The organism is Onishia niordana (assembly GCF_004798965.1).
GTDB classification, from domain to species: Bacteria; Pseudomonadota; Gammaproteobacteria; order Pseudomonadales; family Halomonadaceae; genus Onishia; species Onishia niordana.
In genome coordinates this window covers 204,733-229,968 of sequence record NZ_SDSD01000001.1, presented here as the reverse complement: position 1 = coordinate 229,968, position 25,236 = coordinate 204,733, and the positions used below count along the sequence as shown (strand labels likewise).

Below are 25,236 nucleotides of genomic sequence, written 5' to 3'. Positions count from 1 at the left end.
CCGATGACCATGGATATTCAGGTCGCGGAGGGGGACGTCGAGCGTCTGTCCCTTCGCGAGTACACCGAAAAGGCGTACCTCGACTACTCGATGTACGTGATTCTCGACCGTGCGCTGCCGCACATCGGCGATGGCATGAAGCCGGTGCAGCGACGCATCATCTACGCCATGCGCGAGCTGGCACTCAATGCCAACGCCAAGTACAAGAAATCGGCGCGTACCGTCGGCGACGTACTCGGCAAGTTCCACCCCCACGGTGACAGTGCCTGCTACGAGGCGATGGTGCTGATGGCGCAATCGTTCAGCTACCGTTATCCGCTGGTGGATGGTCAGGGCAACTGGGGCAGTCCCGATGACCCCAAGTCCTTCGCCGCCATGCGCTACACCGAGGCGCGGTTGTCCAAGTTTTCCGAGGTGCTGCTCAGTGAGCTCGGTCAGGGCACCGTGGATTGGACGCCCAACTTCGACGGCACCATGAACGAGCCGGTGGTGCTGCCAGCCAAGCTGCCCCATGTGCTGCTCAATGGCGGCACAGGCATTGCCGTGGGCATGGCCACTGATATTCCTCCTCACAATGTCAATGAAGTGGTCGAGGCGACCTGTCATCTGCTGCGCCATCCCGAGGCGACGACGGTCGATCTGCTTGAGCATGTGCCGGCGCCGGACTTTCCCACTGCCGCCGAGATCATCACCCCGCGCGCTGACCTGCGTAAGCTCTACGAGAGCGGGCGTGGCTCGGTCAAGTTGCGTGCTCGCTACACGCTGGAAGAGGGCAAGGTGGTGATCACCGCGCTGCCCTATCAGGTCAGTGGTTCCAAGGTGCTCGAGCAGATCGCCGCCCAGATGCAGGCGAAGAAGCTGCCGATGGTCGCTGACCTGCGCGACGAGTCGACCCACGAGACCCCGACCCGGCTGGTCATCGAACCGCGCTCCAACCGGGTCGACATCGAGGCGCTGATGGCGCACCTGTTCGCCACCAGTGATCTCGAGAAGAACATTCGCGTCAACATGAATGTGATAGGCCTCGATGGCCGCCCGCGGGTCATGCCATTGCCGCAGCTTCTCGGCGAATGGCTCAACTACCGGCGAACCACGGTGCGCCGTCGCCTCGAGCATCGGCTAGGCAAGGTCGAGGATCGCCTGCACATCCTTGAGGGCCTGCTGACTGCCTATCTCAATATCGATGAAGTGATCCGCATCATCCGCGAGGAAGACGAGCCCAAGGCCGCATTGATCACGGCGTTCGAGCTTTCCGAGCGCCAAGCCGAGGCGATACTCGAGCTGCGCCTGCGCCACCTGGCCAAGCTCGAAGAGTTCAAGATTCGCGGCGAGCAGGACGAGCTGGCCGCCGAGCGCAAGCATCTCAAGAAACTGCTGAGCAGCGAGGAAGCGCTCACCGATCTGATCGAGGAAGAGCTGCGCGAGGCTGCCAAGCAACATGGCGATGATCGCCGCGCACCGCTGGTCGAGCGCAGCGAGGCCAAGGCGCTATCCGAGGTCGAATTACTGGGTGCGGATCCGGTTACCGTGGTGCTTTCAGAGAAGGGGTGGATTCGCTCCGCCAAGGGCCATGAGATCGATCCGGCCGGACTCAGCTACAAGTCCGGTGACCGCTTCCATCTAGCGGCGCGCGGCAAGACCAACCAGCCACTGGTGCTGCTTGACGATACCGGACGCGCCTACACGTTGAGCGCCCATAACCTGCCCAGCGCCAGAAGCCAGGGCGAGCCGATCACCGGGCGCGTCAATACTGCGGCCGGCTCGCACATGGCGGGCTTGATGCTGGCGCCTCCCGAGACCCGCTATCTGCTGGCCTCCGATGGTGGCTATGGGTTTGTCACCAAGCTCGAGGACCTGATTGGCAAGAACAAGGCCGGCAAGGCCGTTCTCTCGGTGCCCAAGGGTTGTGCTGTGATTCCGCCACTAGCCGTGCCGAGCGGTGAAGGGGTCAAGGTGGCCGCCGTTTCCAACGAGGGGCGCCTGCTGGTGTTTGCGCTTGAGCAGCTGCCGGAGATGGCCAAGGGCAAAGGCAACAAGATGCTGGATATTCCCGGCACCCGAGCCGCGCGGCGCGAGGAGTTCATGCGCGACCTGGTGCTGCTGCCTCATGGGGCCGCTCTGGTACTGCATGCCGGCAAGCGCAAGCTGACGCTCAAGCCGAGTGATCTCGACTACTATACTGGCGACCGCGGACGCCGTGGCAGTAAGCTGCCGCGCGGCTTCCAGAAGGTTGACCGTCTCGCCATTGATGACTGAAGGAAGGTCCCATGACACGACGACTCCTGATTCGCGCCACGGGCCAGGCCCATCCTGGCCAGCTCGCCAGGCTTGGACAAGCGCTTGCCCGCGCCGGGGCCCGGTTGCTGGACATCAACCAGAGCGTGACCTTCGATATCCTCTCGCTTGAGGCGCTGGTCGGGCTCGATCAGGACAGCGATCTGGAAGCGACTCTCGCTGAGGCTGGTAATGCCTTGGGGCTCGATATCCAGGCAGTGCAGGTTGGCGCCGGGGATTATCAACGCTGGAGTGTTCAGGAAAGCCAACCACGCCTGATCCTGACGCTGCTGGCGCCTCACTTGCCGGCGGGCATTCTTGCCGAAGTTGGCGCCCTCACATCCGAGCATGGTCTGACCGTTGAGCTGATGCACCGGCTCTCAGGCCGCGAGCCGCTGGATGGCAGCGTGCCTGGTGAAGGCGAAGATCGTCATCCGATGGGCGCCTGCGTTGAGTGCTGGCTGCGCGGTGATGAGATCGACTTGCCGTCTCTACGTGAGAAGGCCCTGGCACTGGGCGCCATGCACGGCGTGGATATCGCCATCCAGGAAGATTCCATTTGGCGTCGCCACCGCCGCCTGGTGTGCTTCGACATGGATTCGACGCTGATTCAGACCGAGGTGATCGATGAGCTGGCCAGGCGCCATGGTGTGGGCGACGAAGTGGCCGCTGTTACCGAGCGTGCCATGCGGGGCGAGCTGGACTTTCAGCAGAGCTTTCGCGAGCGCATGAGCAAGTTGAAGGGCCTCGATGAGGCCGTACTCGCCGAGATTGCCGAGAATCTGCCGCTGATGGATGGCGTCGAGCGGCTAATGAAGCACCTGAAACGCCTTGGCTATCGCACCGCCATCCTCTCGGGGGGCTTCACCTATTTTGCCGAACACCTGCAGCAGCGGCTTGGCTTTGACGAGGTGCATGCCAACGAGCTGGTCATCGAGAATGGCAAGGTCACCGGCGAGGTGCGCGAGCCGATCCTGGATGCCGAGCGCAAGGCCTGTCTGCTGCGCGAGATAGCCGAACGCGAGGGGCTTACACTCGAGCAGACCATTGCCGTGGGCGATGGCGCTAATGACTTGAAGATGCTGGCCACGGCCGGACTCGGCATCGCCTTTCGGGCCAAGCCGCTGGTGCGTGAGCAGGCCAGCCACTCGATCTCTACCCTGGGGCTCGATGCAGTCCTTTATCTCATCGGCTATCGCCAGAGCGATCTGGAAAGCTGAGGCTGCCTTAGCCAGCCTTTCACTTTCGCCAAGCAGAGTTAAATGGGTCCTCGGTACTGTCTTCTGAGCCACCGGGGGCCTCTTCCACTCGGTTTCTCCCTTGTCGTTTGGCGTGATATAGGGCGTTATCGACGGTTTTCTCTGCCTGAGCCAACGTCATGTCCCGGTAAATCTCGGCGACGCCAAGGCTTACAGTTAAGCTACCAATGTCTTCGAAAGGCGTCGCTTCAACGGCGGCACGAATCCGTTCCGCCACCGTCAGTGCACCTTCCAGATGCGTGTGGCTAGCAAGTACCATGAATTCCTCGCCCCCCCAACGCCCGAATTCATCGCTCTCTCGCAGTTGGCAGAGGATGATATCGGTGAGTGCCTTGAGTACGTAGTCGCCTACATCATGACCGAAATTATCGTTGATGCGCTTGAAACAATCGATATCGAGCATGATCAATGAAAAGGGCGTGTCGTGGCGCTCAAGCTCATTCATGGATTGCGATAACAGCCGATAGAGCCGGGTGCGGTTGCAGATGCCGGTCAGGCGGTCATGTTCGGCCAAGTGCTGGAGCTCTTTCTCCAATGTCTTCTGTTGGCGAATGTCGTGGAAGATATACACAAAGTGCTCGATCTTCCCCTGAGCATCTTTGAGCGTGGCAATGGATTGCCAAAGAGGGACGATTTCTCCGCTGCGGTGCCGGTACCAATATTCACCCTCCCAGTAACCACTGATAGAGAGGCTCAATTCAATGCGTTGATAGAAGGTCTCATCGTGCTGACCTGATTGCAGCAACTGAGGTGAACGACCCACGACGTCTTTCGGCTCATAGCCGGTTATGGCGGTAAAAGCGTCGTTGACGCGCTCGATGACCCGCTCTCTGTTGACGATCATGACTCCCTGGCCAGTGTGAAAAGCAGTCGCCATTAGCCGGTGCTCGGCCTCCAGGGCCTTCTGGTTAGTCAGGTCATGCATGATGGTGGAAAAATGCGTGACGGCTCTCTGCGGGTTGCGATGGGCGATCAGCGTCTGGCGAACAGGGACTTCCTTGCCCTGGGTATTTCGAATATTGCCTTCTCCCTGCCAGTAGCCTTTGCTCAGTGCCTGAAGCATGGCGTTGTGTTTGAGATACTGCCAGATATCTGTCACGTGTTTATGCACGATATGCTCATCGAGAAATATTGAGCCCTGTGCATCGGCCATCATTTTCCGGCCGGCCGGATTGTAATAAAACGGGCGCGCTTCGGTGTCGGCCATCGAGATCAGGTCGGGGCTTGCCTCGATGATTTCGCTCAACCGCCGATGCTCCTGTTCGAGCTGGCGACGCTCGGTAATGTCGATACCGACGCTCTGAAACGCTGTTGGCGTGCCATGCTCGTCGAAGAAAGCACGAATGGTCCAGTGCACCCAGCGTGTCTCGCCCTGGCTGTCGGTCACTAGATTCTCGAATGCGCGGATGGGGGTCTCTTCTGTAAAGCTAGCCAGATGGTCGGTGATGTCCTGCTGTCCCTGGGCGGGCAGCAGGTCAATCCAGCGTTGGCCCATCAGGGCTTGGGGGGGCTTGCCGATAAGATTCGCCAGTGGCGAGTTGAGGAAAAGGAGTGTGGTGTCGAGAAGAAATCGCATCACGAATTGTGGATGCTGTTCGACCAAATCGCGATATTCTTCTGTCTTGGCGGCCAGTTCGGCTTCAGCCCGGGTGCGTTCAGTGACATCGTGGACGATCGAGTGGAGCAGCGGGCGACCGCTTAGCTTTATCAGGCCGCTGTAGACCTCAACGTTACGAAACTCGCCGCTTGCCAGGCGGTGCTGAAAACGAAAAAAACGACGCTCTTCGCGATGGGCCAAGTGAAGCTCTTGCTTTAGGGCCGCTTCATCGAGGGGGTTGATGTCGCGAATGTTCAGTTGTTCGATCGCCGATCGAGCGTAGCCGTAAAAGGCGAGGGCAGAATCATTGGCATCGACGATTTGGCCGCTCTCAGGCTCGATCAGCAGCTTGGGCGCCGTATTGTGACGAAACATCTCCGCGAAGATCTGTTCAGCCTCTTGCTGCCAGAGATCGCACTCGTGTCGCGTATGCTCCAGCTCAGCCTGTAACTGCTGAATCCAGAGCGCATCAGTCACTTCACCGGCGCCGACCGGGGTAGGCTGGCTGTGCTCTTCTTTCTTCCCTGGGGGGCTCAAAGCTGACTCCTTCACGACAGAACCGCTGGGTTCTGGGCATTGTTATTCTGAGAGTCGTGAAAATAGCGTTTTGCTGGCTCGCCTTCTTGATCACGCTCTTCATCTCGGCCTGCGCCCGGTGATGCGTGATATGGCAGACGTCTCAGGTCTCCATGATGGTTATCGGCAAGTTGCCCCTAAAATTAAGGAGGTTGTGGTGCTGGTGAACTGAGGCCTGGCGAGCTAATTTGTGAGGGTCACTAACTGCCATGAGGTCGCCATGCTCACATCCCGCTATTCACCTGAGCTATTCGAGGAAATAAAGATTCTTGGCTTGTTCAATCTTTCCACCACTCAGGAGGGCATCAAGGTTCACTCGACGGCTGCGCCTGAAGCGATTGAGGCTGCGCGCCGGCTCTATGACAAGGGGCTGATTACCAAAGATGATGGTGGCTATCTAACGACTCTCGGTCATGAGGCTGCCCAGCACGCCCAAGACCTATTGACCATCCTAGTTAGCGAGCGGCTGGCCAGCTAGTGTTTATGCCTGCCTAGGACTAATACGCTCCGTTCCACCAGGTGAGGGTGGGGCGTTACCTTTAGCACGGTGCTTGAGCATCGCGATTCGATTGCTACCTCTGTCAGCAGTGCTTCGTCGGCATGTTGATAGAGGTCGGCATTGATGATGTGTCACAGAAGGGCCTAGTTCACTCTGGCCAATATCCAACGCGACGCATGCCGCCATGACGACATGCTATTCTCCCTCCCCATTGAGTAATCCGTGCCCCTTGGAGAGAGACCCCTGGACCCCCGATGAGTGAGCCCTTCAATACCTGGCAGGCCCGCTTCGAGCGGCTGCGCGCCAACAAGCTGTTTGAGACCTGTGTGATTGCCATCATTCTCGTCTCAGCATTGCTGATCGGTGCTAAAACCTATGAAGAACAGACCAGTCGTTTCGAGCAGGTGCTGTACTATTTCGACTGGGCGGTGACCCTGTTCTTTCTTGTCGAAATTCTGATTCGCCTGGCCGCCGAACGCTCGATCAAGGACTTTTTAAAAAACGGCTGGAATGTCTTCGATACACTGATCGTCGCGGCAAGCCTGATACCGCTGGACGATTCGGAAATGGTCCTGCTCGCACGCTTGCTACGGGTCTTCAGGGTGCTGCGCTTGGTGTCGATGATTCCTGAACTGCGCATTCTGCTGGCCGCGCTTATCAAGTCGATTCCTCGCATGGGTTACGTGGCCCTGCTGATGTTCATCATCTTTTATATCTATGCAGCGCTTGGCAGCTTTCTTTTCCATGACGTTGACCCTTTCCTGTGGGACAACATCTCGGTTGCCATGCTGACGCTGTTTCGTATCGCCACCTTCGAGGATTGGACCGATGTGATGTACGCCACTCAGGAGCTGCATGCCTGGAGCTGGCTTTATTATCTGACCTTCATCTTCCTGACCGCCTTCATTTTTCTCAACATGATGATCGGTATCGTGCTCGACGTGATGCAGAAGGAAAGCGTGCAGATGGAGATCGAGAATGGTACCGGCGAGGCTGGTGAACTGCATGCGCTGCGCCGCGATGTGAAAGCGCTGAGTGAACAGATATCTCGGTTGGAGGAAGGGCTTTCCCGGGAGCGATAGTTGACAAGCGCTCGCTGTACTGATTTGCTTAGTGCTATGAATACGACATCTTCAGCCCTTCGCCTAGATCTACGACTACTACTAGCAGGCCTATGAGCCCGCTGGGCGGCGCGTCGCGTCGCATTGTAGAGTCCAAGTTTTCAGGTCGTTGAGGTAGCAAGATGTCAGTCAGCCATATGTTTACAAGCGTACGTAGTGCAGCGTCTTCCTGGGTTTTCGACCCTCGAAGCCCTCGTTTTGCATCTGCTTACCACTATTTTTTACCGACCGGCGCCCCGGACTGCATTCAGCAGCCGGGGCGTCGTCGTTTGCACACGCCATCACTCGCCCCGCGCCAGGAGTTCACGCCATGATGCTCGCCGACCCGTCCAGCAAATACCGTCCTTTCGTTGCTGTTGATTTGCCCGATCGCCAGTGGCCCAGTCAGCGTATCGAGACGCCACCGCTTTGGTGCAGCGTGGACCTGCGTGATGGTAACCAGGCGTTGATCGACCCGATGGATCTCGAGCGCAAGAAACGCTTCTTCGATCTCCTGGTTCAAGTCGGCTTCAAGCATATCGAGATCGGCTTTCCGTCCGCCTCGCAGATCGACTTCGATTTTGCCCGCGAGCTGATCGAGGATGACCTGGTGCCGGACGACGTGACCATCCAGGTGCTGACTCAGGCGCGTCCGCATCTGATCGATAAGACCTTCGAAGCCCTCAAGGGGGCGAAAAAGGCCATCGTGCACGTCTACAACGCCACTGACCCGGTATTTCGCCGCGTGGTATTCAACGTGGACAAGAGCGACTGCATCAAGATCGCTTGTGATGCCACTGCGTTGATCCGTCAGCGTATGGAAGAGGCGCCGGAAACGAATTGGACCTTCCAGTATTCGCCGGAGCTGTTCACTACCACTGAAATGGATTTCGCCGTCGAGATCGTCGATGCGGTCATGGCCACCTACGGCGCTACCGCCGAGAAGCCGATGATCGTCAACCTGCCGGCGACAGTGGAGTGCGCGACCCCCAACAACTATGCCGATCAGGTGGAGTGGTTCTGTCGCCACATTAGCCATCGTGATCACCTGATCGTCAGTGTGCACCCGCACAATGATCGTGGCACCGGCGTTGCGGCCGCCGAGTTGACCGTGATGGCCGGCGCAGACCGCGTCGAGGGCACCCTGTTCGGCAATGGCGAGCGCACCGGTAACGTCGATATCGTCACTCTGGCCATGAACCTCTACACCCAGGGCGTACACCCGGCCCTCGACTTCTCCAACATCACCCCGATCATGCGTGAAGTCGAGCACTGTAATCAGTTGCCGGTTCACCCGCGCCACCCCTATGTCGGCGATCTGGTGTTCACCGCCTTCTCCGGCTCCCACCAGGACGCCATCAAGAAAGGCATGGCCGCGCGTCGTGAAGACCCGGAGGCGGCATGGGAAGTGCCCTACCTGCCGATCGACCCGATGGATGTCGGCCGTAGCTACGAGGCGGTGATCCGCGTCAACAGTCAGTCCGGGAAGGGCGGTATCACCTATCTGCTCGAGCAGGAGCACGGCATCGAGTTGCCGCGCCGGTTGTCCATCGAGTTCAGCCAGGTAGTGCAGGAAGTCGCCGATCGCACCGGGCGTGAGATCACATCAAAAATGATCTATCAGGCCTTCAGCGACGAATACTTGGAGAAGGATGCGCCACTTGCTCTCATCAACCACCGCATGTCCTCCGAGCCGGATAGCCCGCGAGTTCATCTCGAGGCGGTGATAGAGCACAACGGCGAGCGCAAGACGATCAGCGGTGAAGGTAATGGGCCGCTGGCCGCCTTCATCAAGGCGCTGGTGGCCTACGGCGTGGACGCCGAGATCATCGACTACCATGAGCACTCTCGCGGCCAGGGCGCCGACGCCGAAGCCATCGCCTATGTCGAGGTGCGTGCGGGTGATGAAGCGATCTTTGGCGTGGGGCTCGACGAGAGCATCACGGCCGCTTCCATGAAGGGCGTGATCGGCGCCCTCAATCGTCATCTGGCCGACGAGCCGGTGGCCGCCAACGTCACTGCCGAGACGCTGGAAGCCGTCAAGTAATCGTCGCGGCCCCGGTGTCAATGGCACCGAGGCTGCCGGTTAGCATGACAAGGCGTGCACCACTCGCCAGACCGTATCGCCCCCGTGGCCGACAGGCCGCGGGGGCTTTCGTTTGCTGGGGCTTTCGTTTGCTGGGGCTGCATTGTCGCTGGACGCGACCTAGAGCGGCGTCTTGCTGGCAGCGCCGGGCACCTCGCGCACCAGGCGCGGCATCAGGAAGCCGGGCAGTTGGTCACGCAACGTCTCGACCAGGTGGCGGGCTTCCTCGTCTGGCACATCGAAGTGAGCGGCGCCACTCACCGGGTCGAGTACATGCAGGTAGTAGGGCAGCACGCCGGCCTCGAAGAGCCGTTCCGAGAGCGCGGCCAGGGCCGCCACGTTGTCGTTGACGCCGCGCAGCAGCACGCTCTGATTGAGCAGAGTAACCCCTGCGTCATTCAGTCGAGCACAGGCCGCCGCCACCTCCGCATCGATCTCGTGGGCATGGTTTGAGTGCAGTACCACTACCTTCTGCAGACGGCTGCCACCAAGCCATTCGAGCAGCGCTTCATCGATACGAGCGGGGATCACCACCGGCAGTCGGGTGTGAATGCGCAGCCGCTTGAGATGCGGGATCTCCTCCAGGCGTGCCACAAGCCAGCCGAGCTGGCGATCGCTTGCCGCCAGCGGGTCGCCGCCGGAGAGAATGACCTCATGGATCGAGGTGTCCTCGCGCAGGTAATCCAGGGTCTCCTGCCACTGAGCCCTCGAGGGCGAATTCTCCTGATAGGGGAAGTGGCGGCGAAAACAGTAGCGGCAGTTGATGGCGCAGGCAGGGCTCGCGATCAGTAGCACGCGGCCGGCATACTTGTGAATCAGTCCCCGGCGTGGCGTGTGATCGGTCTCTTCAAGAGGGTCGGCCACGAAGCCGTCCACCGCATCGGTCTCCGCGACCAGCGGTAGCACCTGGCGCAGCAGCGGATCGGTCGGGTCGCCTGGCTGGATGCGAGTCAGATAGGCTTCGGGAACGCGCACCTCGAACAGGGCGTGGCCGTCTCGGGCGCCGGGCAGGGCATCGTCGTCGAGCCCCAGTCGGCGACACAGCTCGACTGGGTCTCGGACCACATTGGCCAGCTGGCGCTGCCAAGCAGGCGCGCCGGAAGGAGAGGAGGGCGACGATGCGAGCGAAGAGGCGAGATCGCTTGCAATCTGCACATTGGCAGGGCTTCGGGTTATCATGCGCGCACACTATCATAGGGCGAGGGCCTGGGCCCGCGTCACATTTTCGATTCACGTCCGTCTCGTGGCCGGCGTGACCAACTATCGGTGAGGAATCATGGCGAACTATTCTACCAACGAATTCAAGGGCGGTCTGAAGGTGATGCTCGACGGCGACCCCTGCGCGATCGTTGAGAACGACTTCGTCAAGCCGGGCAAGGGCCAGGCCTTCAACCGCGTCAAGCTGCGCAACCTGATGACCGGTCGCGTCTGGGAGCGTACCTTCAAGTCGGGTGACTCCCTCGAAGGTGCTGACGTGCTCGAGCTGGAAATGGAGTACCTCTACTCCGACGGCGACATGTGGTACTTCATGAAGACCGACGGCTCCTTCGAGCAGTACGCGGTCGAGAAGCGCGCTCTGGCAGAGACCGAGAAGTGGCTCAAGGAGCAAGTGCCCTACACCGTGACGCTTTGGAACGACAACGCCATCAGTGTGACGCCGCCGAACTTTATCGAGCTCGAAGTCACCGAAACCGACCCCGGCCTCAAGGGTGATACCGCCCAGGGTGGCTCCAAGCCGGCGACCCTGTCTTCCGGTGCCGTGGTGCGCGTGCCGCTGTTCATCAATGAGGGCGAGGTGCTCAAGATCGACACCCGCTCCGGCGAGTACGTCTCCCGCGCTTGATGTCGGGCCCTTCCTGCGCTCGCAGAGGGCGCCAGGTGGGAGAGCCTCGTCCATAAAAGGCCACACTCTCTCGGGTGTGGCCTTTTGTTGTCTCTGGAGAACTATCGATGAGCATTGATTGGCGGCCTACCGCCGAGATCGCGACGCTTCGCGAGCGAGCCCGTCTGACAGGACAGGTGCGGGCTTTCTTCGCCGCCCGTCAGGTGCTCGAGGTCGAGACACCAATGCTTGGTCATGGTGGCAGCACCGATGTGCACCTCGATTCCTTGTCCTGCGAAGCCACGACCTCTGCGGGGCGAGAGCGACTATGGATGCAGACTTCGCCGGAATGTCACATGAAGCGCCTGCTGGCCGCCGGCAGTGGCCCCATCTTCCAGCTTGCCCGCAGCGTTCGTGACGGCGAGGTAGGCAAGCGCCATAACCTCGAGTTCACCATGCTCGAATGGTATCGGCCAGGCTTCTCGCTTGCCGCCTTGATCGACGAGACCGATGCCTTGATTCGCGAGGTGTTGCCGCAAGACCCCGGCCCGCAGCGCCGCCATCGCTATCGTGACCTCTTTCGCGAGAGCCTGGCCATCGACCCCTTCACGGCAAGTATCGATGCGCTGCGTCAACTGGCCGGCACACGAGGCGACCTGGACATGGCGGGTGCCGAGCGGGATGACTGCCTGGATCTATTGATGAGCCTTGTCATCGAGCCGACGTTGGGACGTGAGGGACTGGATGTGGTGATCGACTACCCGGCCAGTCAGGCGGCGCTGGCCCGACAGCACCGTGACCCTGAGGACGGCGAGTGGGTGGCCTCGCGCTTCGAGGTCTATCTCGAGGGGCTGGAGCTTGCCAACGGCTATGACGAGCTGACCGACGCTAACGAGCAGCAGGCGCGTTTTCACGAGGACAACGCCGCCCGCCGGGCGCTTGGCAAGCCGCAAGTCACACCAGATGAGCGCCTGGTGGCGGCACTTCGCTCCGGCATGCCCGCGGGCAGCGGGGTGGCGCTGGGCCTCGACCGGCTGTTTCAGCTGGCGCTAGGTAGAGATAGCGTCGCCGAGGTGATGGCCTTCTCAACGCCCAGTGCCTGAGGGTGGCCGAGCAAGATCTTGCCCGCTGGGCAACTTCTTGCTCGATTCAGGCAAGATCTTGCTCACACAGGCAATAGAGTAGAGGGAGTGATTTTAGTTAAATATTTGATTTTTAGTATATTTACCACGTTTGGCATTTGGTTTGCCTCTTAGGTGGGTGTCCACTGGACATCGCCACTCAACGTCAAGGAGCAGACTCATGCCTACACCGTGTTATATCAGCATCGAAGGCCAGACCCAGGGCAACATCACCGCGGGTGCCTTCACTCCCGAGTCCGTCGGCAACATCTATGTCGAAGGCCACGAAGACCAGATGCTGGTACAGGAATTCAAGCACATCGTGACGGTGCCGACTGACCCGCAGTCCGGCCAGCCCTCCGGCCAGCGTGCCCACAAGCCGTTCATCTTCACCGTGGCCCTGAACAAGGCCGTGCCGCTGATGTACAACGCCCTGGCGTCCGGCGAGATGCTGCCCAACGTCGAGCTGAAGTGGTACCGCACCTCCGTTGAAGGCAAGCAGGAACACTTCTTCACCACCTCGCTGACCGACGCCACCATCGTCGATATCAACCTGCGCATGCCCCACGCTCAGGACACCAACACCTCTGAGTTCACTCAGCTGATGGATGTCTCCCTGGCGTATCGCAAGATCGATTGGGAACACACCGTCGCCGGTACTTCTGGCTCCGACGACTGGCGCGCCCCAGTCGAGGCCTAAGGTCTCGCGCACCGACGGTGCTTCTCCAATGCTCGCGCCCGGCGGGCACCGTCTTTCGCCGCCAGGGCCTGTGCCCTGGCGGCGTCATGTGTAAGCGTTTGCCACTAGATAGTGTCAGCGATCACTTACACATGGCGCCAATGCCTTGTCATGGTGAATTACACGCGTAACCTACCGCTGCCGCCAGCCACTCGCGCTGGCGGTTCGCGTAACGGACACGGCCTCCAGGAGGGATGCCATGCTTCAGCCCAAGGGACTCCAGTTCACCCTGAGCCTTGCCGGTCTCCCTCGTGGCCCAGGCCAGACCGAGCTTTCGGTGATCGACTTCAGCCACGAAGAGGCGCTCTCGGCGCCTTTCCACCTGCGGGTGCGCTTCGCCAGCCGCGCCGCCGATCTCTCGCCGGAGACGCTGCTCGACCGACCGGCGAGCCTGACCGTGTGGCAGGGTGGCATCGCCCAGCGTCGCGTTCACGGCATCGTGGCCGAGTTCGGCCGCGGCGACCGTGGCCATCGCCGCAGCCACTACGAGGTGATTATCCGCCCCTCGCTGTGGCGCCTCTCGCTGTGCCACAATTCGCGCATCTTCCAGCGCGTCTCGCCGCTGACGATTATCAACACCCTGTGCGAGGAGCGCGGCCTGACCGATGTGGCCTTCGCCGTGACCCGCGAGCTCGAGGAGCGCGAGTACTGCGTGCAGTACCGCGAGACCGATCTCGAGTTCGTCGAGCGCCTGGCCGCCGAGGAAGGGCTCTTCTATTTCCATCAGCATCTGGAATCGAGTGGCGAGGATGACGACCTTGGCGCCCACCGCCTGGTGTTTGCCGACGATCCTCAGGTGCTCACCGGGCTCGGCGAGCGCAGCTATCATCACCGCGCCGGTGGCAGCGCGCCTAAGCGCCATCTGCGACGGCTGACCCAGACCGCCCGGGTGCGCCCGGCCCGCGCCCAGCTCAAGGACTACAGCTTCAAGCAGCCCGCCTATGGCCAACTGCAGGATCACCAGGGCCAGGGACTGGAACAGCACAGCCAGCGCGAAGACTATGAGCACTACGACTATCCGGGCCGCTACAAGGCCGACGCCTCCGGTCAGGCCTTTACCCGCCACCGCCTCGAGCACCTGCGCCACGACGCCCTGACCCTCGATGGCGAGAGCGACCTGCCGGAGCTTTCCCCGGGTGCCCGCTTCACCCTGGCCGACCATGATGTCGGCGAGTTCAATCGCGGCTGGCAGGTCGTCAAGGTGATCCACCAGGGCGAGCAGCCCCAAGCGCTGGAAGAAGATGCCGTCGGCATCACCGCCAGTGATCAAGCGGGTATGACTCGCTACCACAACACCCTAACGCTTACCCCGGACGACGCCGCCTGGCGCCCCGAGCCCCAGCCCAAGCCACGTGTCGACGGTCCCCAGGTGGCCTTCGTGGTCGGCCCCGAGGGCGAAGAGATCCACTGCGACGAGCATGGCCGGGTGCGCTGCCAGTTCCCCTGGGACCGCTACGCGGCACCGGATGAAACCGCCAGCGCCTGGCTGCGCGTCAGCCAGGGCTGGGCCGGCGGTGGCTACGGGATGATGGCGATTCCGCGCATCGGCCATGAGGTGATCGTCTCCTTCCTGGAAGGCGACCCCGACCAGCCGCTGATTACCGGCCGCACCTACCACGCGGTGAATACGCCACCGTATTCGCTGCCCGAGCACAAGACCCGCACCGTGCTGCGCACCCAGACCCACCAGGGCGAGGGCTTCAACGAACTGCGCTTCGAGGATCAGCACGACCAGGAGCAGATCTGGTGGCACGCCCAGAAAGATCTGGAGCTGCTGACCGAAAACGACCGTCTCGAGGAGATCCGCCGCGATAGCGATCTCAAGGTCAAGCGCGACCGCATCGCCGAGATCGACCGCGACGATCATCACAGCGTGCACGGCGAGCGCCGCGAGAAGAGCGACGGCGCCCAGCACCTGACCATCGACGGCAGCCTGCACTTGAGCGCCGGCCAGGCCTGGCTCACCGAGAGCGGCCGCGAGCTGCACATCAAGGCCGGCCAGAAGGTGGTGATGGAAGCCGGCAGCGAGCTGACCCTCAAGGCCGGCGGCAGCTTCCTCAAGGTCGACGGCAGCGGCATCACCATCAGCGGCCCCAGCGTGAAGGTGAACGCCGGCGGCAGCCCGGGTAGCGGCACGGGGCAGGGCGCCCAGGCGCCGCTGCGGCCGGGGCATGCCGAGCCTGAAGTGAGTGATGCGATCGCGCCCATCGCGTTGCCTTCGCTGCTCGATTACCAGCTTTCGGAAGCGGCGTTGATGCCGCTATGCGGCAAGATCAGCGAGACCCAGTGCAGCCGGGAGGATTGCCCATGCCTGAATGGCTAGCGCGCCTGCCCGAGCGCACCCGCCTCAGCGGCGAGCCCGACGCCTGGCTGTCGCCCGAGCGGCCTCTGGTGATGGTGCTCGACCAGCGACGCGCCTCCGAGGCGAGCCGCGCTTTGGTAGGCCGCGAGGGCATCCACGAGCATGTGCCGCTGTTCGCCGCCACCCCGCTGGCCCCACTGCAGGAGGCCGGCCCCTGGGCCGTGCCGCTCGAGGCCGGCAGCGACGCCTGGCGTGCCGGTGAGGCGCTGTGCCGGGAACGCCGCCTGGGCTGGTGCTGTCAGCCATTGCCGACGACGGCCTTTGCCGAGCTGATCATTCACCTGCAAAAACTGTTCGTTTGGGCTGATCCGCATGGTGGCCAGTCGCTGGTCAATGTGCAGGATCCGGTGGCCCTGACAGCTCTGCTGGCCAGCGCCGAGTCCGCGACGCTGGCGCAAGTCTTGTCGCCGCTCGGCGAGCTCATCACTCCCACGCCCTCGGGGCATTGGCAGGTTTGGAAGCGTTTCGAGGCGGCAGATGAGCTCGACGCCTCGCCGCGTCTGACGCCCGACATGGAAGCGGCGCTCAAGGCGGCCCCCCAGGCCTGGTTTTTGGCCGAGCGGTTGGGGATTCGGCTAGATGAGGTCGATGCCGCCTGGCTAGAGGGGCTTGCCATGCTCAACCGCTACGGCATCACGCGCGCCCGCCATCTGGACAGCCTGCTGCCCTATGTGCAGCGGGCGCAATGGCGCGAGAGCGAGGAGAGTCGCGAGATCCTCGACTCGGACCAGCCGGCTTGGCGCAAGGTCAAGGCCCTTCGCGAACGGATGGCAACGCTTCAGGCACAGGATAGGAACACGCACGCATGGACGATGTGATCAGGGACAGCGAGTCAACGGCAAGTTCGCCGGGAGGGCCCAAGCCGGGCGACTGGGTTGCGGAGGAGGCTTCTACTCCCCCCTCGGCTCCGACACCCACGGTACATCAGTTGTCGAGCTGCGAGGTAATCCCTGGCGGTGGCGAGGTCGGTCAGCAGGCCTCACATCCCTGCGAGGATGATACCTGGGCCGATATTCTCTACCTGAGCGGGACAGGTACCTTCTGGCTGCTGACCCAGCCGGTGTCGGATGCCCTGCACGAGGCGGCCGATCAACTTGCTCAGATCGTCGCCGAGTCCGACCCCCAAGCTCGCATGACGAAGCTTTCCGAAGAGGCTGGCCTGGCAGGTTGCATCATGCCGGCGACGCTGGATAACTTTCTGAACTCGGATAAACGTAAGGATTACCAAGAGAAGCAGCGTGAGCTAGATAGGGTCGAAGAGTTGGAGGCTTCTCGTAATGGAGCTGCTGGGCGAAGAGAGCGGCGTATTGCACTCGGGCTGAAGCATGACATCGAGATACTTCGTCGCGAAGGGCAGCGTGAAGCCGAGCGCCAAGGCTTTGAGACCGATGGAGATCGTTTCTACGGCGCCTGGGAACAGGAGATCGAAACGGCCTTGACGAACTATCGCGAGTGCCGCCAGGACTACGTCGAGCGGTTCGTCGAAGGCGAGGCTCCCGTCGGCGACGCGATTCGCTATGCCTTTCGGTACACCGCCCTATGCGGTGGTGTCTCGCCATATGTGGCGCGGAGAAGCTGCCCGGTCGAGGACTATGCAGACTATCTCGACGAGCAGAACGATAGCGCCGAAGCGTCCTATATCCAGAGCATTCTCCAACTGGCCGCGATGGGGATCGCCACACCCGAGTTGGCGCTAGCCGATCCCTCTCGGCAGACGCCGGGCCTTCAGCCAGGCGTCTCCGATTTCGATGGCTATAACCACCTGCTCAAGGAACTGCCCGATATTGCTTCCTCAATGGATGCCAAGCTCGAGGATTGGCGGGACAGCACCGCTGGACAGGCGGCACTGCCGATCTTCCTGCTGGAAGAGGAACGCAGTCGATACGAGGATTATTGCCGCCGGCTCGATGCCTTCTACGAGACTGCACGCCAAACGACAGAGGCCATGGAGCCGCGGCGTGTTCTCTATTGGAATGCCGATGTTACTGATCCACGCCATGCGCTCGGCTATCGGAAGCGCAGCGTCGATGTGCTGGTACGCAATGACTTTCCGCTGCGTGAGTTCAGTTCGCCGCTCGGCCCCCAGTCGCTCAGTCACCTTAGCTTGCACCAACTGGCGGCCCTGGCCATGACGGCGGAAGAGCATGAAAGCCTCAAGCGAGGTCTGCCCGGGGATGGCGCGCTGCCCGCCCAGCTTTGGGAGGCTCCCGAGAGTGCGCTCTCGCAGTGGCTTACCGGTCGGGGATGCCAGAGCATCGAGTGGGACCCCGCTTGGCATGACGAGACACTGGGACTGTTCGAGCCTGAGCGCTTCTTCGCCCATCTCGACGAGCAAGAGATTCAGGTTGCATCCCTGGAAGGCCAGCGAGAGGCCTGGGGTGAGACCCTGCAGCACATGCTCTTCACCGGCCCCTCGCTCGAGGTGCTGCGGCTCTTCGATGCCTCTGCTCAGGCCCAGTACCTGCGCATGGTCGGGATGAGCTATGGCGACCTCAAGGAACAGGTCGCACCGGACCGGCCCCAGGAAATCCAGGCCACGGGGCCGAGCCTGTCGTTGGAGGTTATGGACGGCAGCGTCTCGGCCGACGCGGGAAGTAACCTCGAGGCCGAGGCCAAGGATGTCGGTCAGCGGGTCGACGAGCGCCAGTTAACCACCGCACCCGCGGCCGACTCGTCAGCGGCGGGAGGCCTGCAGAATCGACCGGATCGCGGTGCTAGCGCCAAGGCCAGCTATTCGGCCAAGGCGGAGGCCAAGTTCAACCTGGTGGCCGGCGAGCTCTCCTTCGGCACCTTCTCGTTGCCCGAGGAGGCAAACGCCGAGCCCATCGAAGTCACGCTACACAACAAGGGTGATGAACGTCGCAGCCTGGGGTGTTATGCGCTGCGCCTTGAGCCGGTGGCCAAGGGCTTCGCGGGGGCCAGTGCGGCACTCGCCGCAGAGACGGGACTCAGCGTCGGTCAGAATGGCGTCTCCATCGTCGGCCTCGATCGCGCCACCCAGGCCGGGACGGCCGCCTCCTTCAAGGCCTTCGCCGGCGTCGGCATCACGGTTCAGTGCAGTGTGGCGCTACGCTGGAAGCCGCCGACCGATATCCTGCAGCGCCTGCCCAAGTACGCCGCCCTGGACGAGCTGGGCATGCTCAGCGAGCCGCTCGACGACTGGGGCGAGCTATCCAAGGCGACCCTGGCGGCCGAGGCCCTGGCGGGTATCGGTGCCGAGGCCGACTTCCAGATCGGCCTGATCGACGGCAAGTTCGTGCTGACCCTCAAGGCCCGGCTGGTGCTCAAGGGTGGCGTCGGTGGCAAGTTCAGCGTCGAGCTCGACCCCGACCGGCTGGATCCCTGGATGGGCATGCTGCACCAGGCGCTGGTCGACAACGACTACGAGGTGGTCGACTGGATCACCCCCGCCGCCTTCGAGGGCTTCAGCAAACTGTTCTTCATGCAGACCATGCTGCTGGTGGATGTTGGCATGCTGGCGTTGCGGGGCGTGGACTACGTGGATAGCCTGTACGACGACTTCACGCGTTCGGATCGGGCTGGGCCGATAGCGTATGCCATCGTCGATGCGGAAAATAACCCTGAGAAGGAAAGCCAGCTAAAGGCCTGGATTCAGCAGTTACCGCCTGAAGCTCTGGGCCCCTTGTTGCATGTATTAAGGGCCGAGCCGGGCTTTTTTGACTATGACATTGAAGGCCAGAGCTACGGTCGTGGCCAGGCCATCGACCTGCAGCAGGTCGCTATTTTCCGTTGCCTGAAATGGATCGAGGAAGGCTATATGCATGGCCTATATCCACGATCCTCCACACAGACTCGTTTCGAGAAGTCCGTCGCCAGGATGTCTATTGATGGTAAGTACCCAGGTTCCGATACTGATGAAAGCGAGGAAGAAAAAGATAGATATTTCGGGCGTTCATATTGCACGAATAGATATAAGTTAGACGAGTTCATGGGAATAGATACTGGAAGTGATGATGCGAATGCCCGTATAGCCAGGTCTGGATATGAAAGTCTAGCGGATCGGTTGGGGAGTGGTTTTGATTCCCAATGTGAGATTGTGATGACTCCGGCCGGTCGGAACGTTAGCTATAGGAGGAATTGACTGTGCGTATTTTTCCTTTTTTAGGAGTTTTTTTTCTTTTTTTTGCTAGCCCGGCTTGGAGTTTGAATGATGATTCACAAGCTGCTAAGGACGAGGGCATGCGTCTCTACGATATCCAGCACTCGACGGCGGCCTTGCCCTATCTCAAGCAGGCCGCTGAAGCGGGTGATGTCGAGGCAATGTACTACATGGGGGAAGCAGAACGCCGTCAGCGCATGATGAGTATGACGCGAGCGGCCTTGGACTGGTATCTGAAGGCCGCCGAACATGGTGAGCCCTATGCCATGCTGCGCCTGTTTCAGGGTGGTGCTTGCGTTGCCGGTGATGAATGCCCGGGAGATGCCGAGGGCTGGCGCGAGAAGGCGCTGGCCGAAACCCTACCCAAGGCGAAGGCTGGTGATACCGACGCTATGTTGGCTCTCTACCATATCTATCGCCTTATGGATGATAGCGGAGAGGGCGTCGAATGGCTGGAAAAAGCGGCGGAAGCGGGCAATCCCGAAGCCCAGACGCGTCTGGGCATGAATATTCGTGGCGGCCAAGGCTGGTATTTCCTGGAGTCACGCCGTACGGAGGCGGCTGAAGAGTGGTTCAGGCGTGCGGCTGATAAAGGGTATGTTCCAGCAATGAGTGAGTTGTCTGGATTGCTGGCTAATAAAGGCGAGAGCCGGGAAGCCTGGCAATGGCTGGTTAGCGCTTCTAGAGAAGGTGATCGTGGCTCAAGAGTAAATTTAGGCTGGTGTTATCTGAATAAAAGTCAGCAATTAGACGGGCTTTGCTTTGAGGATGAGAACCCTACGCTAGGCTGGGCGATTCTTACAGCGGTAGATGTTGAGCTGGAAGGTGATAGTACATCTGAAGATATTCTGAAAATGAACCAAGATAAGCTTGATCAGCAGGAAAAAGAAGAGGCTGAAGAGCTGGCGGAGGATTGGTTAAACAAGCAGCCACCTCTCTCTAACTTCCCTCCGCGTTTTGGTTTCTAGAATACAGCGATCATGGTGCATGGCCTTGCTGACCCTGGCATGGCTGGTGTTTCCTCTGCTGGCCTCGGCCCTCGAGCCCGAGGCTCAGGCCGCCAAGGATGAGGGTATGCGGCTTTATAATATCAGTCATTCAACAGCGGCACTGCCATATCTGAAAAAGGCGGCTAATGCTGGAGATGTAGAGTCCATGTATTACATGGGAGAGGCGGAGCGCCGTCAGCGCATGATGAGTATGACGCGAGCGGCCCTGGACTGGTATCTGAAGGCCGCGGAACATGGTGAGCCCTACGCGATGCTGCGTTTATGGAGCGGTGGTGCCTGTGTTGCTGGTGATTACTGTCCCGAGGACGCCGAAGGCTGGCGCGAAAAAGCGCGTAATGAGCAGTTGCCCCTCGCCGAGGAGGGAGATGCCGAGGCCATGCTGGCGTTGCATTACATTTATGGCGCCCTAGACGATAGCGATGAAGGCAATGAATGGCTGGAGAAAGCCGCAGAAGCTGGTAGTCCTGAGGCTCAGGACCGTCTGGCCAAGCTGATCCAAGATGGGTACGGCTTCTATTGGTCGGATGGGAGCCGCCTCGAGGCGGCCGAAAAACTGGCTAGAGACGCGGCGAATCAAGGATATGTGCCTGCCATGCATACCTTGTCTGGCACTTTAAGTGATAAAGGTCAAGAAAAAGAGTCTTGGGAGTGGTTGGTCAAAGCATCCGAGGATGGATCGCGCGGAGCTCGCTTGAAAATTGGATGGTGTTACCTTAATCCAGAAGAATATGGCAGTGAAGGCGGAGGGTGTTTTGTCGATCAAGATGTTATGAAAGGTTGGTCTATTCTTTATGCAATAGATGAAGAGGTTGACGATAATACCGCTGAATCGATTATGTCTCGTAATAGAAGTCTTCTCAGTTATGATCAGCGTCAACAGGCGGAAGAAACTGCTGAAGACGAGTGGTTGAATCATGGCCCGCCCTTGTCGAAATTTCCGCCGAAATATGGCTTCTAGATTATGAGGGGTAAGGGTTTTGGTAGTTTGCTGTTCTGCCTACTTTTGCTGTCGATGCCTGCCTGGGGTCTAGATGCGGACGTTCAGTCCGCCAAGGAAGAGGGTATGCGTCTCTACAATATCCATCACTCAACAGCAGCCTTGCCTTATTTAGAGCAAGCCGCTGAGGGTGGTGATGTGGAGGCTATGTATTATATGGGAGAAGCCGAACGACGTCAGCGTATGGGGAGTATGACGCGTGCAGCTTTAAACTGGTATTTGAAAGCCGCAGATCATGGCGATCCCTACGCCATGCTACGCCTTTTTCAGGGTGGCGCCTGCGTCGCTGGAGACCACTGCCCCGAGGGCGCCGAGGGCTGGCGCGAGAAGGCACTGGCCGAGACTTTGCCCAAGGCTGAGAACGGTGATGCCGATGCCATGTTGGCGCTCTACCATATCTATAGCCTGTTGGAAGATAGTGGAGAGGGCGTTGAATGGCTGAAAAAAGCGGCGGAAGCGGGAAGTTCCGAGGCCCAAACTCGTCTGTCTAAAAATATTATTAATGGACAGGGGTGGTATTTTTTTGGTTCGAGTCGTCAGGATGCAGCTTTAGAGTGGTTGCAGTTGGCTGCTAAAAAGAATTATGTGCCGGCAATTGTCGAGTTGAGTGAGATTTTTGTTGAGCAAGGTGATTTTGAGAGTGCCTGGAAGTGGGGTAGATTAGGTGGTGAGCTTGGTTATGTTAATTTAAGGAATCGAGTGGGCTGGTGTTATTTGAATCCGGAAGAGCTGGAGAAGATGTCGGTGGAAGGGCTCTGCCCAGTCGAGCAAGATAAAGTTAAAGGATGGGCGATTCTCCGTGCGGTTGTTGAAGAAGTTGATGATAGGGATGCAAAAGGGATTCTTGAGGATAATCAAGGAACTCTGACATCAGATCAAATGCGTGAGGCTGAAAGGCTATCTGATGAATTGGTGGGCAGACAGCCAGAGCTTTCGGACTTTATCCCTCGATTTGGATATTGACTCTTCGCAGATATACAAGGGTAGAGGTTTGTAAATCTAGAGGCCTCCGCTCAAGCGCAATACCTGCGCATGGTCGGGATGAGCTATGGCGACCTCAAAGAGCAGGTCGCGCCGGATCGACCTCAGGAAGTACAGGCCGCAGGACCGAGCCTGTCGTTGGAGGTTATGGACGGCAGCGTCTCGGCCGACGCGGGAAGTAACCTCGAGGCCGAGGCCAAGGATGTCGGTCAGCGGGTCGACGAGCGCCAGTTAACCACCGCACCTACGGCCGCCTCGCCAGCGGCGGGAGGCCTGCAGAATCGACCGGATCGCGGTGCTAGCGCCAAGGCCAGCTATTCGGCCAAGGCCGAGGCCAAGTTCAACCTGGTGGCCGGCGAGCTCTCCTTCGGCACCTTCTCGCTGCCCGAGGAGGCCAACGCCGAGCCCATCGAAGTGACGCTACACAACAAGGCCGATGAACGCCGCAGCCTGGGCTGCTATTCCTTTCGCCTCGAGCCGGTGGCCAAGGGCTTCGCGGGGGCCAGTGCGGTACTCGCTGCCGAGACCGGCCTCAGCGTCGATCAGAATGGCGTCTCGGTCGTCGGCCTCGACCGCGCCACCCAGGCCGGGACTGCCGCCTCCTTCAAGGTCTTCGCCGGCGTCGGCATAACGGTGCAGTGCAGCGTGGCGCTGCGCTGGAAGCCGCCTCAGGACATCCTGAAACGCCTGCCCAAGTACGCCGCCCTGGACGAGCTGGGCATGCTCAGCGAGCCGCTCGACGACTGGGGTGAGCTATCCAAGGCGACTCTGGCGGCTGAGGCCCTGGCGGGCATCGGCGCCGAGGCTGATTTTCAGATTGGCCTGATCGACGGCAAGTTCGTACTCACCCTCAAAGCCCGGCTGGTGCTCAAGGGCGGCGTCGGCGGCAAGTTCAGCGTCGAGCTCGATCCCGATAGGCTGGACCCCTGGATGGGCATGCTGCACCAGGCGCTGGTCGATAACGACTACGAGGTCATCGACTGGATCACACCCGCCGCCTTCGAGGGTTTCAGCAAGCTGTTCTTCATGCAGGCGATGCTGCTGGTGGATGTCGGCATGCTGGCCCTGCGTGGTGTGGATTACGTGGATAGCCTTTACGACGACTTCACGCGTTCGGATCGGGCCGGACCGATTGCCTATGTCTTGGTGGAAGATCCTCGCCAGGAACAGTTGCGTGCCTGGATCCAGCACCTGCCACCGGAGGCCTTGGGACCCCTGCTGCATGTGCTGGCCAGCGGGCCGGAATCCTTCGATGCAGACGGTGATCGGTTTAGCGAAGCCCAAGCCCAGGATTACCAGCAGATTGCCATCGCCAACTGCCTGCAGTGGTTGGTAGAGGGGGCGACGAAAGGCGCCTATAACGACATGTGCTATCGGTTCTCGGAAACCGACCCCAATCCGGCGCAGATTCTCTTCGAGAAGAGCGTCGCACGGATGGCGAGCGATGGGGAAAAGACCGATGATGATCGGCTGATGGCTTATCAAGAGAATCGACAGCTGTTGGATGAGTTTATGAGTCAAGCATCATCTCATGGAGGAAGGCCTGCTCGCCAAGCTTTAGACAAAAGAGTGCAGTACTCGCAAGACTCCGAGCGTCTTGGTCTACATGTGGCTTCTATTGAGTAAAGGTGGTTCGGTTATGTTGGTTTCTTATTTGGGTGATAATTTTGTGAGTAAATCAGGGAAAGCAAAACTATTGCTGGCGAGTGCTTTGTTTTTGTTTTCTTCTCTCGCTTGGGGGCTGGATGATGAAACCCAAGAAGCAAAGAATGAGGGTATGAGACTTTGGGGACTGTCAGAGTGGATTAAAATGCAGCCCTATCTTGAGCAGGCCGCCGCAGAGGGAGATGTGGAGTCCATGTACTATCTGGGGGAGGCGAACCGTCTGCTGGATAGGGGGCTCTCGCAGGATGCCATGGATTGGTACCTACAAGCTGCAGAACATGATGATCCCTTCGCGATGTTGCGGTTATGGGGCGGTGGCGCTTGTTCCGCCGGAGACTACTGCCCCGAGGATGCTGAAGGCTGGCGCGAAAAGACACTCGATGAACAATTGCCCCGCGCTAAGAATGGCGATGCCGAGGCCATGCTGGCGTTGTATTACATTTATGGCGCCCTGGACGATAGTGATGAAGGGAATGAATGGCTGGAAAAAGCTGCAGAAGCCGGTAACCCTGAGGCCCAGGATCGCCTGGCTAAAATGATTCAAGACGGGCATGGCTTCTATTGGTCGGAAGAGAGCCGCCTCGATGCCTCCGAAGAGCTGGCGCGTCAGGCGGCGAATCAAGGATATGTACCTGCAATGCGGACACTGTCGAGCATGTTAGGGAAGCAAGGAAAAGAGGAAGAATCTTGGGAGTGGGAAGCCAAGGCCTCTAAATCAGGGATGTTGGATGCTCGACTTGGGATTGCTTGGTGTTACCTAAACCCTGATAGTTTTCAGGAGTTTGGAGGGGAGCAATGTCTGGTCGAGAAAGATCCTATCAAGGGTTGGGCAATTCTTTATGCAATGCGTGAAGAGGCAGGAGATCATTATCCGAAAAATCTTATGGAAAGAAATCGTGACCTCCTGACATACGAGCAGCGGCAGAAAGCCGAAGCTTTAGCCGAAGACGAGTGGCTGAATCATGGGCCTCCCCTGTCGAAATTTCCACCGAGATATGGCTTCTAGATTTTGAGGGGTAAGGCTTTTT

The 25,236-nt window shown here is 59.9% G+C and carries 18 protein-coding genes; 16 read left to right on the top strand and 2 right to left on the bottom strand.

Going from position 1 to position 25,236, the window contains the following annotated elements:
• The first annotated feature begins 3 nt into the window (after positions 1–3).
• Both parC and serB read left to right on the top strand, forming a co-directional pair.
• Positions 4–2,256: a DNA topoisomerase IV subunit A gene (gene parC, locus ETC27_RS00985; RefSeq protein ID WP_136253125.1), complete on the top strand. Its 2,253-nt coding sequence runs from the start codon at positions 4–6 to the stop codon at positions 2,254–2,256.
• Positions 2,257–2,267: 11 nt separating this feature from the next.
• Positions 2,268–3,494 carry a phosphoserine phosphatase SerB gene (serB, locus tag ETC27_RS00980; RefSeq protein ID WP_136253124.1) on the top strand — a complete coding sequence of 409 codons (1,227 nt, stop codon included), beginning with the start codon at positions 2,268–2,270 and terminating at the stop codon, positions 3,492–3,494.
• A 19-nt stretch (positions 3,495–3,513) separates the two neighbouring features.
• Here the strand turns inward: serB and ETC27_RS00975 are convergent, their stop codons facing one another.
• Complete coding sequence (locus ETC27_RS00975) at positions 3,514–5,667, bottom strand: sensor domain-containing diguanylate cyclase (RefSeq protein WP_136253123.1); 2,154 nt, start codon at positions 5,665–5,667, stop codon at positions 3,514–3,516.
• A 259-nt stretch (positions 5,668–5,926) separates the two neighbouring features.
• Here ETC27_RS00975 and ETC27_RS00970 point away from each other — a divergent pair, with 259 nt between their 5' ends.
• The 3 genes from ETC27_RS00970 (at position 5,927) to leuA (ending at position 9,352) form a co-directional block, all read left to right on the top strand.
• Positions 5,927–6,184: a TIGR02647 family protein gene (locus ETC27_RS00970; RefSeq protein ID WP_136253122.1), complete on the top strand. Its 258-nt coding sequence runs from the start codon at positions 5,927–5,929 to the stop codon at positions 6,182–6,184.
• A gap of 275 nt (positions 6,185–6,459) precedes the next feature.
• Positions 6,460–7,287, top strand: a complete 828-nt coding sequence (locus tag ETC27_RS00965; protein ID WP_136253121.1) for an ion transporter — start codon at positions 6,460–6,462, stop codon at positions 7,285–7,287.
• Between the two features lie 349 nt (positions 7,288–7,636).
• Positions 7,637–9,352, top strand: coding sequence for a 2-isopropylmalate synthase (leuA, locus tag ETC27_RS00960; RefSeq protein ID WP_136253120.1), 1,716 nt, complete (start codon positions 7,637–7,639; stop codon positions 9,350–9,352).
• A 159-nt stretch (positions 9,353–9,511) separates the two neighbouring features.
• Here the strand turns inward: leuA and epmB are convergent, their stop codons facing one another.
• Entirely contained in the window at positions 9,512–10,570 is a 1,059-nt protein-coding gene (gene epmB, locus ETC27_RS00955) for an EF-P beta-lysylation protein EpmB (RefSeq protein WP_136253119.1), read from the bottom strand.
• A 97-nt stretch (positions 10,571–10,667) separates the two neighbouring features.
• Between epmB and efp the strand changes: the two genes are divergently transcribed.
• The 11 genes from efp to ETC27_RS00900 all read left to right on the top strand — a co-directional run bounded on the left by efp (position 10,668) and on the right by ETC27_RS00900 (position 25,214).
• Positions 10,668–11,234, top strand: coding sequence for an elongation factor P (efp, locus tag ETC27_RS00950; protein WP_136253118.1), 567 nt, complete (start codon positions 10,668–10,670; stop codon positions 11,232–11,234).
• Positions 11,235–11,341: 107 nt separating this feature from the next.
• Positions 11,342–12,316: an EF-P lysine aminoacylase EpmA gene (gene epmA, locus ETC27_RS00945; protein WP_136253117.1), complete on the top strand. Its 975-nt coding sequence runs from the start codon at positions 11,342–11,344 to the stop codon at positions 12,314–12,316.
• Positions 12,317–12,515: 199 nt separating this feature from the next.
• Positions 12,516–13,034 carry an Hcp family type VI secretion system effector gene (locus ETC27_RS00940; protein WP_136253116.1) on the top strand — a complete coding sequence of 173 codons (519 nt, stop codon included), beginning with the start codon at positions 12,516–12,518 and terminating at the stop codon, positions 13,032–13,034.
• Positions 13,035–13,272: 238 nt separating this feature from the next.
• Positions 13,273–15,396, top strand: coding sequence for a type VI secretion system Vgr family protein (locus ETC27_RS00935; protein ID WP_136253115.1), 2,124 nt, complete (start codon positions 13,273–13,275; stop codon positions 15,394–15,396).
• Complete coding sequence (locus ETC27_RS00930) at positions 15,381–16,253, top strand: DUF4123 domain-containing protein (RefSeq protein ID WP_168709003.1); 873 nt, start codon at positions 15,381–15,383, stop codon at positions 16,251–16,253. Before ETC27_RS00935 ends, ETC27_RS00930 begins: the two co-directional genes overlap by 16 nt.
• Positions 16,241–19,537 carry a hypothetical protein gene (locus ETC27_RS00925; protein ID WP_136253113.1) on the top strand — a complete coding sequence of 1,099 codons (3,297 nt, stop codon included), beginning with the start codon at positions 16,241–16,243 and terminating at the stop codon, positions 19,535–19,537. Before ETC27_RS00930 ends, ETC27_RS00925 begins: the two co-directional genes overlap by 13 nt.
• A gap of 2 nt (positions 19,538–19,539) precedes the next feature.
• Positions 19,540–20,523: a tetratricopeptide repeat protein gene (locus ETC27_RS00920; protein WP_240724747.1), complete on the top strand. Its 984-nt coding sequence runs from the start codon at positions 19,540–19,542 to the stop codon at positions 20,521–20,523.
• A gap of 19 nt (positions 20,524–20,542) precedes the next feature.
• A complete protein-coding gene (locus ETC27_RS00915) occupies positions 20,543–21,523 on the top strand; it encodes a tetratricopeptide repeat protein (protein ID WP_136253112.1) in 981 nt (326 codons plus the stop codon).
• A 105-nt stretch (positions 21,524–21,628) separates the two neighbouring features.
• Positions 21,629–22,525 (top strand): tetratricopeptide repeat protein, encoded by an 897-nt coding sequence (locus ETC27_RS00910; protein WP_240724746.1) that lies wholly within the window; start codon positions 21,629–21,631, stop codon positions 22,523–22,525.
• Between the two features lie 78 nt (positions 22,526–22,603).
• On the top strand, positions 22,604–24,169 hold the full coding sequence (locus ETC27_RS00905; RefSeq protein ID WP_136253110.1) for a hypothetical protein: 1,566 nt from the start codon (positions 22,604–22,606) through the stop codon (positions 24,167–24,169).
• Between the two features lie 13 nt (positions 24,170–24,182).
• Positions 24,183–25,214, top strand: coding sequence for a tetratricopeptide repeat protein (locus ETC27_RS00900; protein WP_240724745.1), 1,032 nt, complete (start codon positions 24,183–24,185; stop codon positions 25,212–25,214).
• The last annotated feature ends 22 nt before the right edge of the window (positions 25,215–25,236 follow it).

Bases quoted from the DNA above. Each gene is read 5' to 3' on its own strand.
- parC (WP_136253125.1), top strand. From the start codon at position 4: ATGACCATGGATATTCAGGTCGCGGAGGGGGACGTCGAGCGTCTGTCC.
- serB (WP_136253124.1), top strand. From the start codon at position 2,268: ATGACACGACGACTCCTGATTCGCGCCACGGGCCAGGCCCATCCTGGC.
- ETC27_RS00970 (WP_136253122.1), top strand. From the start codon at position 5,927: ATGCTCACATCCCGCTATTCACCTGAGCTATTCGAGGAAATAAAGATT.
- ETC27_RS00965 (WP_136253121.1), top strand. From the start codon at position 6,460: ATGAGTGAGCCCTTCAATACCTGGCAGGCCCGCTTCGAGCGGCTGCGC.
- leuA (WP_136253120.1), top strand. From the start codon at position 7,637: ATGATGCTCGCCGACCCGTCCAGCAAATACCGTCCTTTCGTTGCTGTT.
- epmB (WP_136253119.1), bottom strand. From the start codon at position 10,570: ATGATAACCCGAAGCCCTGCCAATGTGCAGATTGCAAGCGATCTCGCC.
- efp (WP_136253118.1), top strand. From the start codon at position 10,668: ATGGCGAACTATTCTACCAACGAATTCAAGGGCGGTCTGAAGGTGATG.
- epmA (WP_136253117.1), top strand. From the start codon at position 11,342: ATGAGCATTGATTGGCGGCCTACCGCCGAGATCGCGACGCTTCGCGAG.
- ETC27_RS00940 (WP_136253116.1), top strand. From the start codon at position 12,516: ATGCCTACACCGTGTTATATCAGCATCGAAGGCCAGACCCAGGGCAAC.
- ETC27_RS00935 (WP_136253115.1), top strand. From the start codon at position 13,273: ATGCTTCAGCCCAAGGGACTCCAGTTCACCCTGAGCCTTGCCGGTCTC.
- ETC27_RS00930 (WP_168709003.1), top strand. From the start codon at position 15,381: ATGCCTGAATGGCTAGCGCGCCTGCCCGAGCGCACCCGCCTCAGCGGC.
- ETC27_RS00925 (WP_136253113.1), top strand. From the start codon at position 16,241: ATGGACGATGTGATCAGGGACAGCGAGTCAACGGCAAGTTCGCCGGGA.
- ETC27_RS00915 (WP_136253112.1), top strand. From the start codon at position 20,543: ATGGCCTTGCTGACCCTGGCATGGCTGGTGTTTCCTCTGCTGGCCTCG.
- ETC27_RS00910 (WP_240724746.1), top strand. From the start codon at position 21,629: ATGCGTCTCTACAATATCCATCACTCAACAGCAGCCTTGCCTTATTTA.
- ETC27_RS00905 (WP_136253110.1), top strand. From the start codon at position 22,604: ATGAGCTATGGCGACCTCAAAGAGCAGGTCGCGCCGGATCGACCTCAG.
- ETC27_RS00900 (WP_240724745.1), top strand. From the start codon at position 24,183: ATGTTGGTTTCTTATTTGGGTGATAATTTTGTGAGTAAATCAGGGAAA.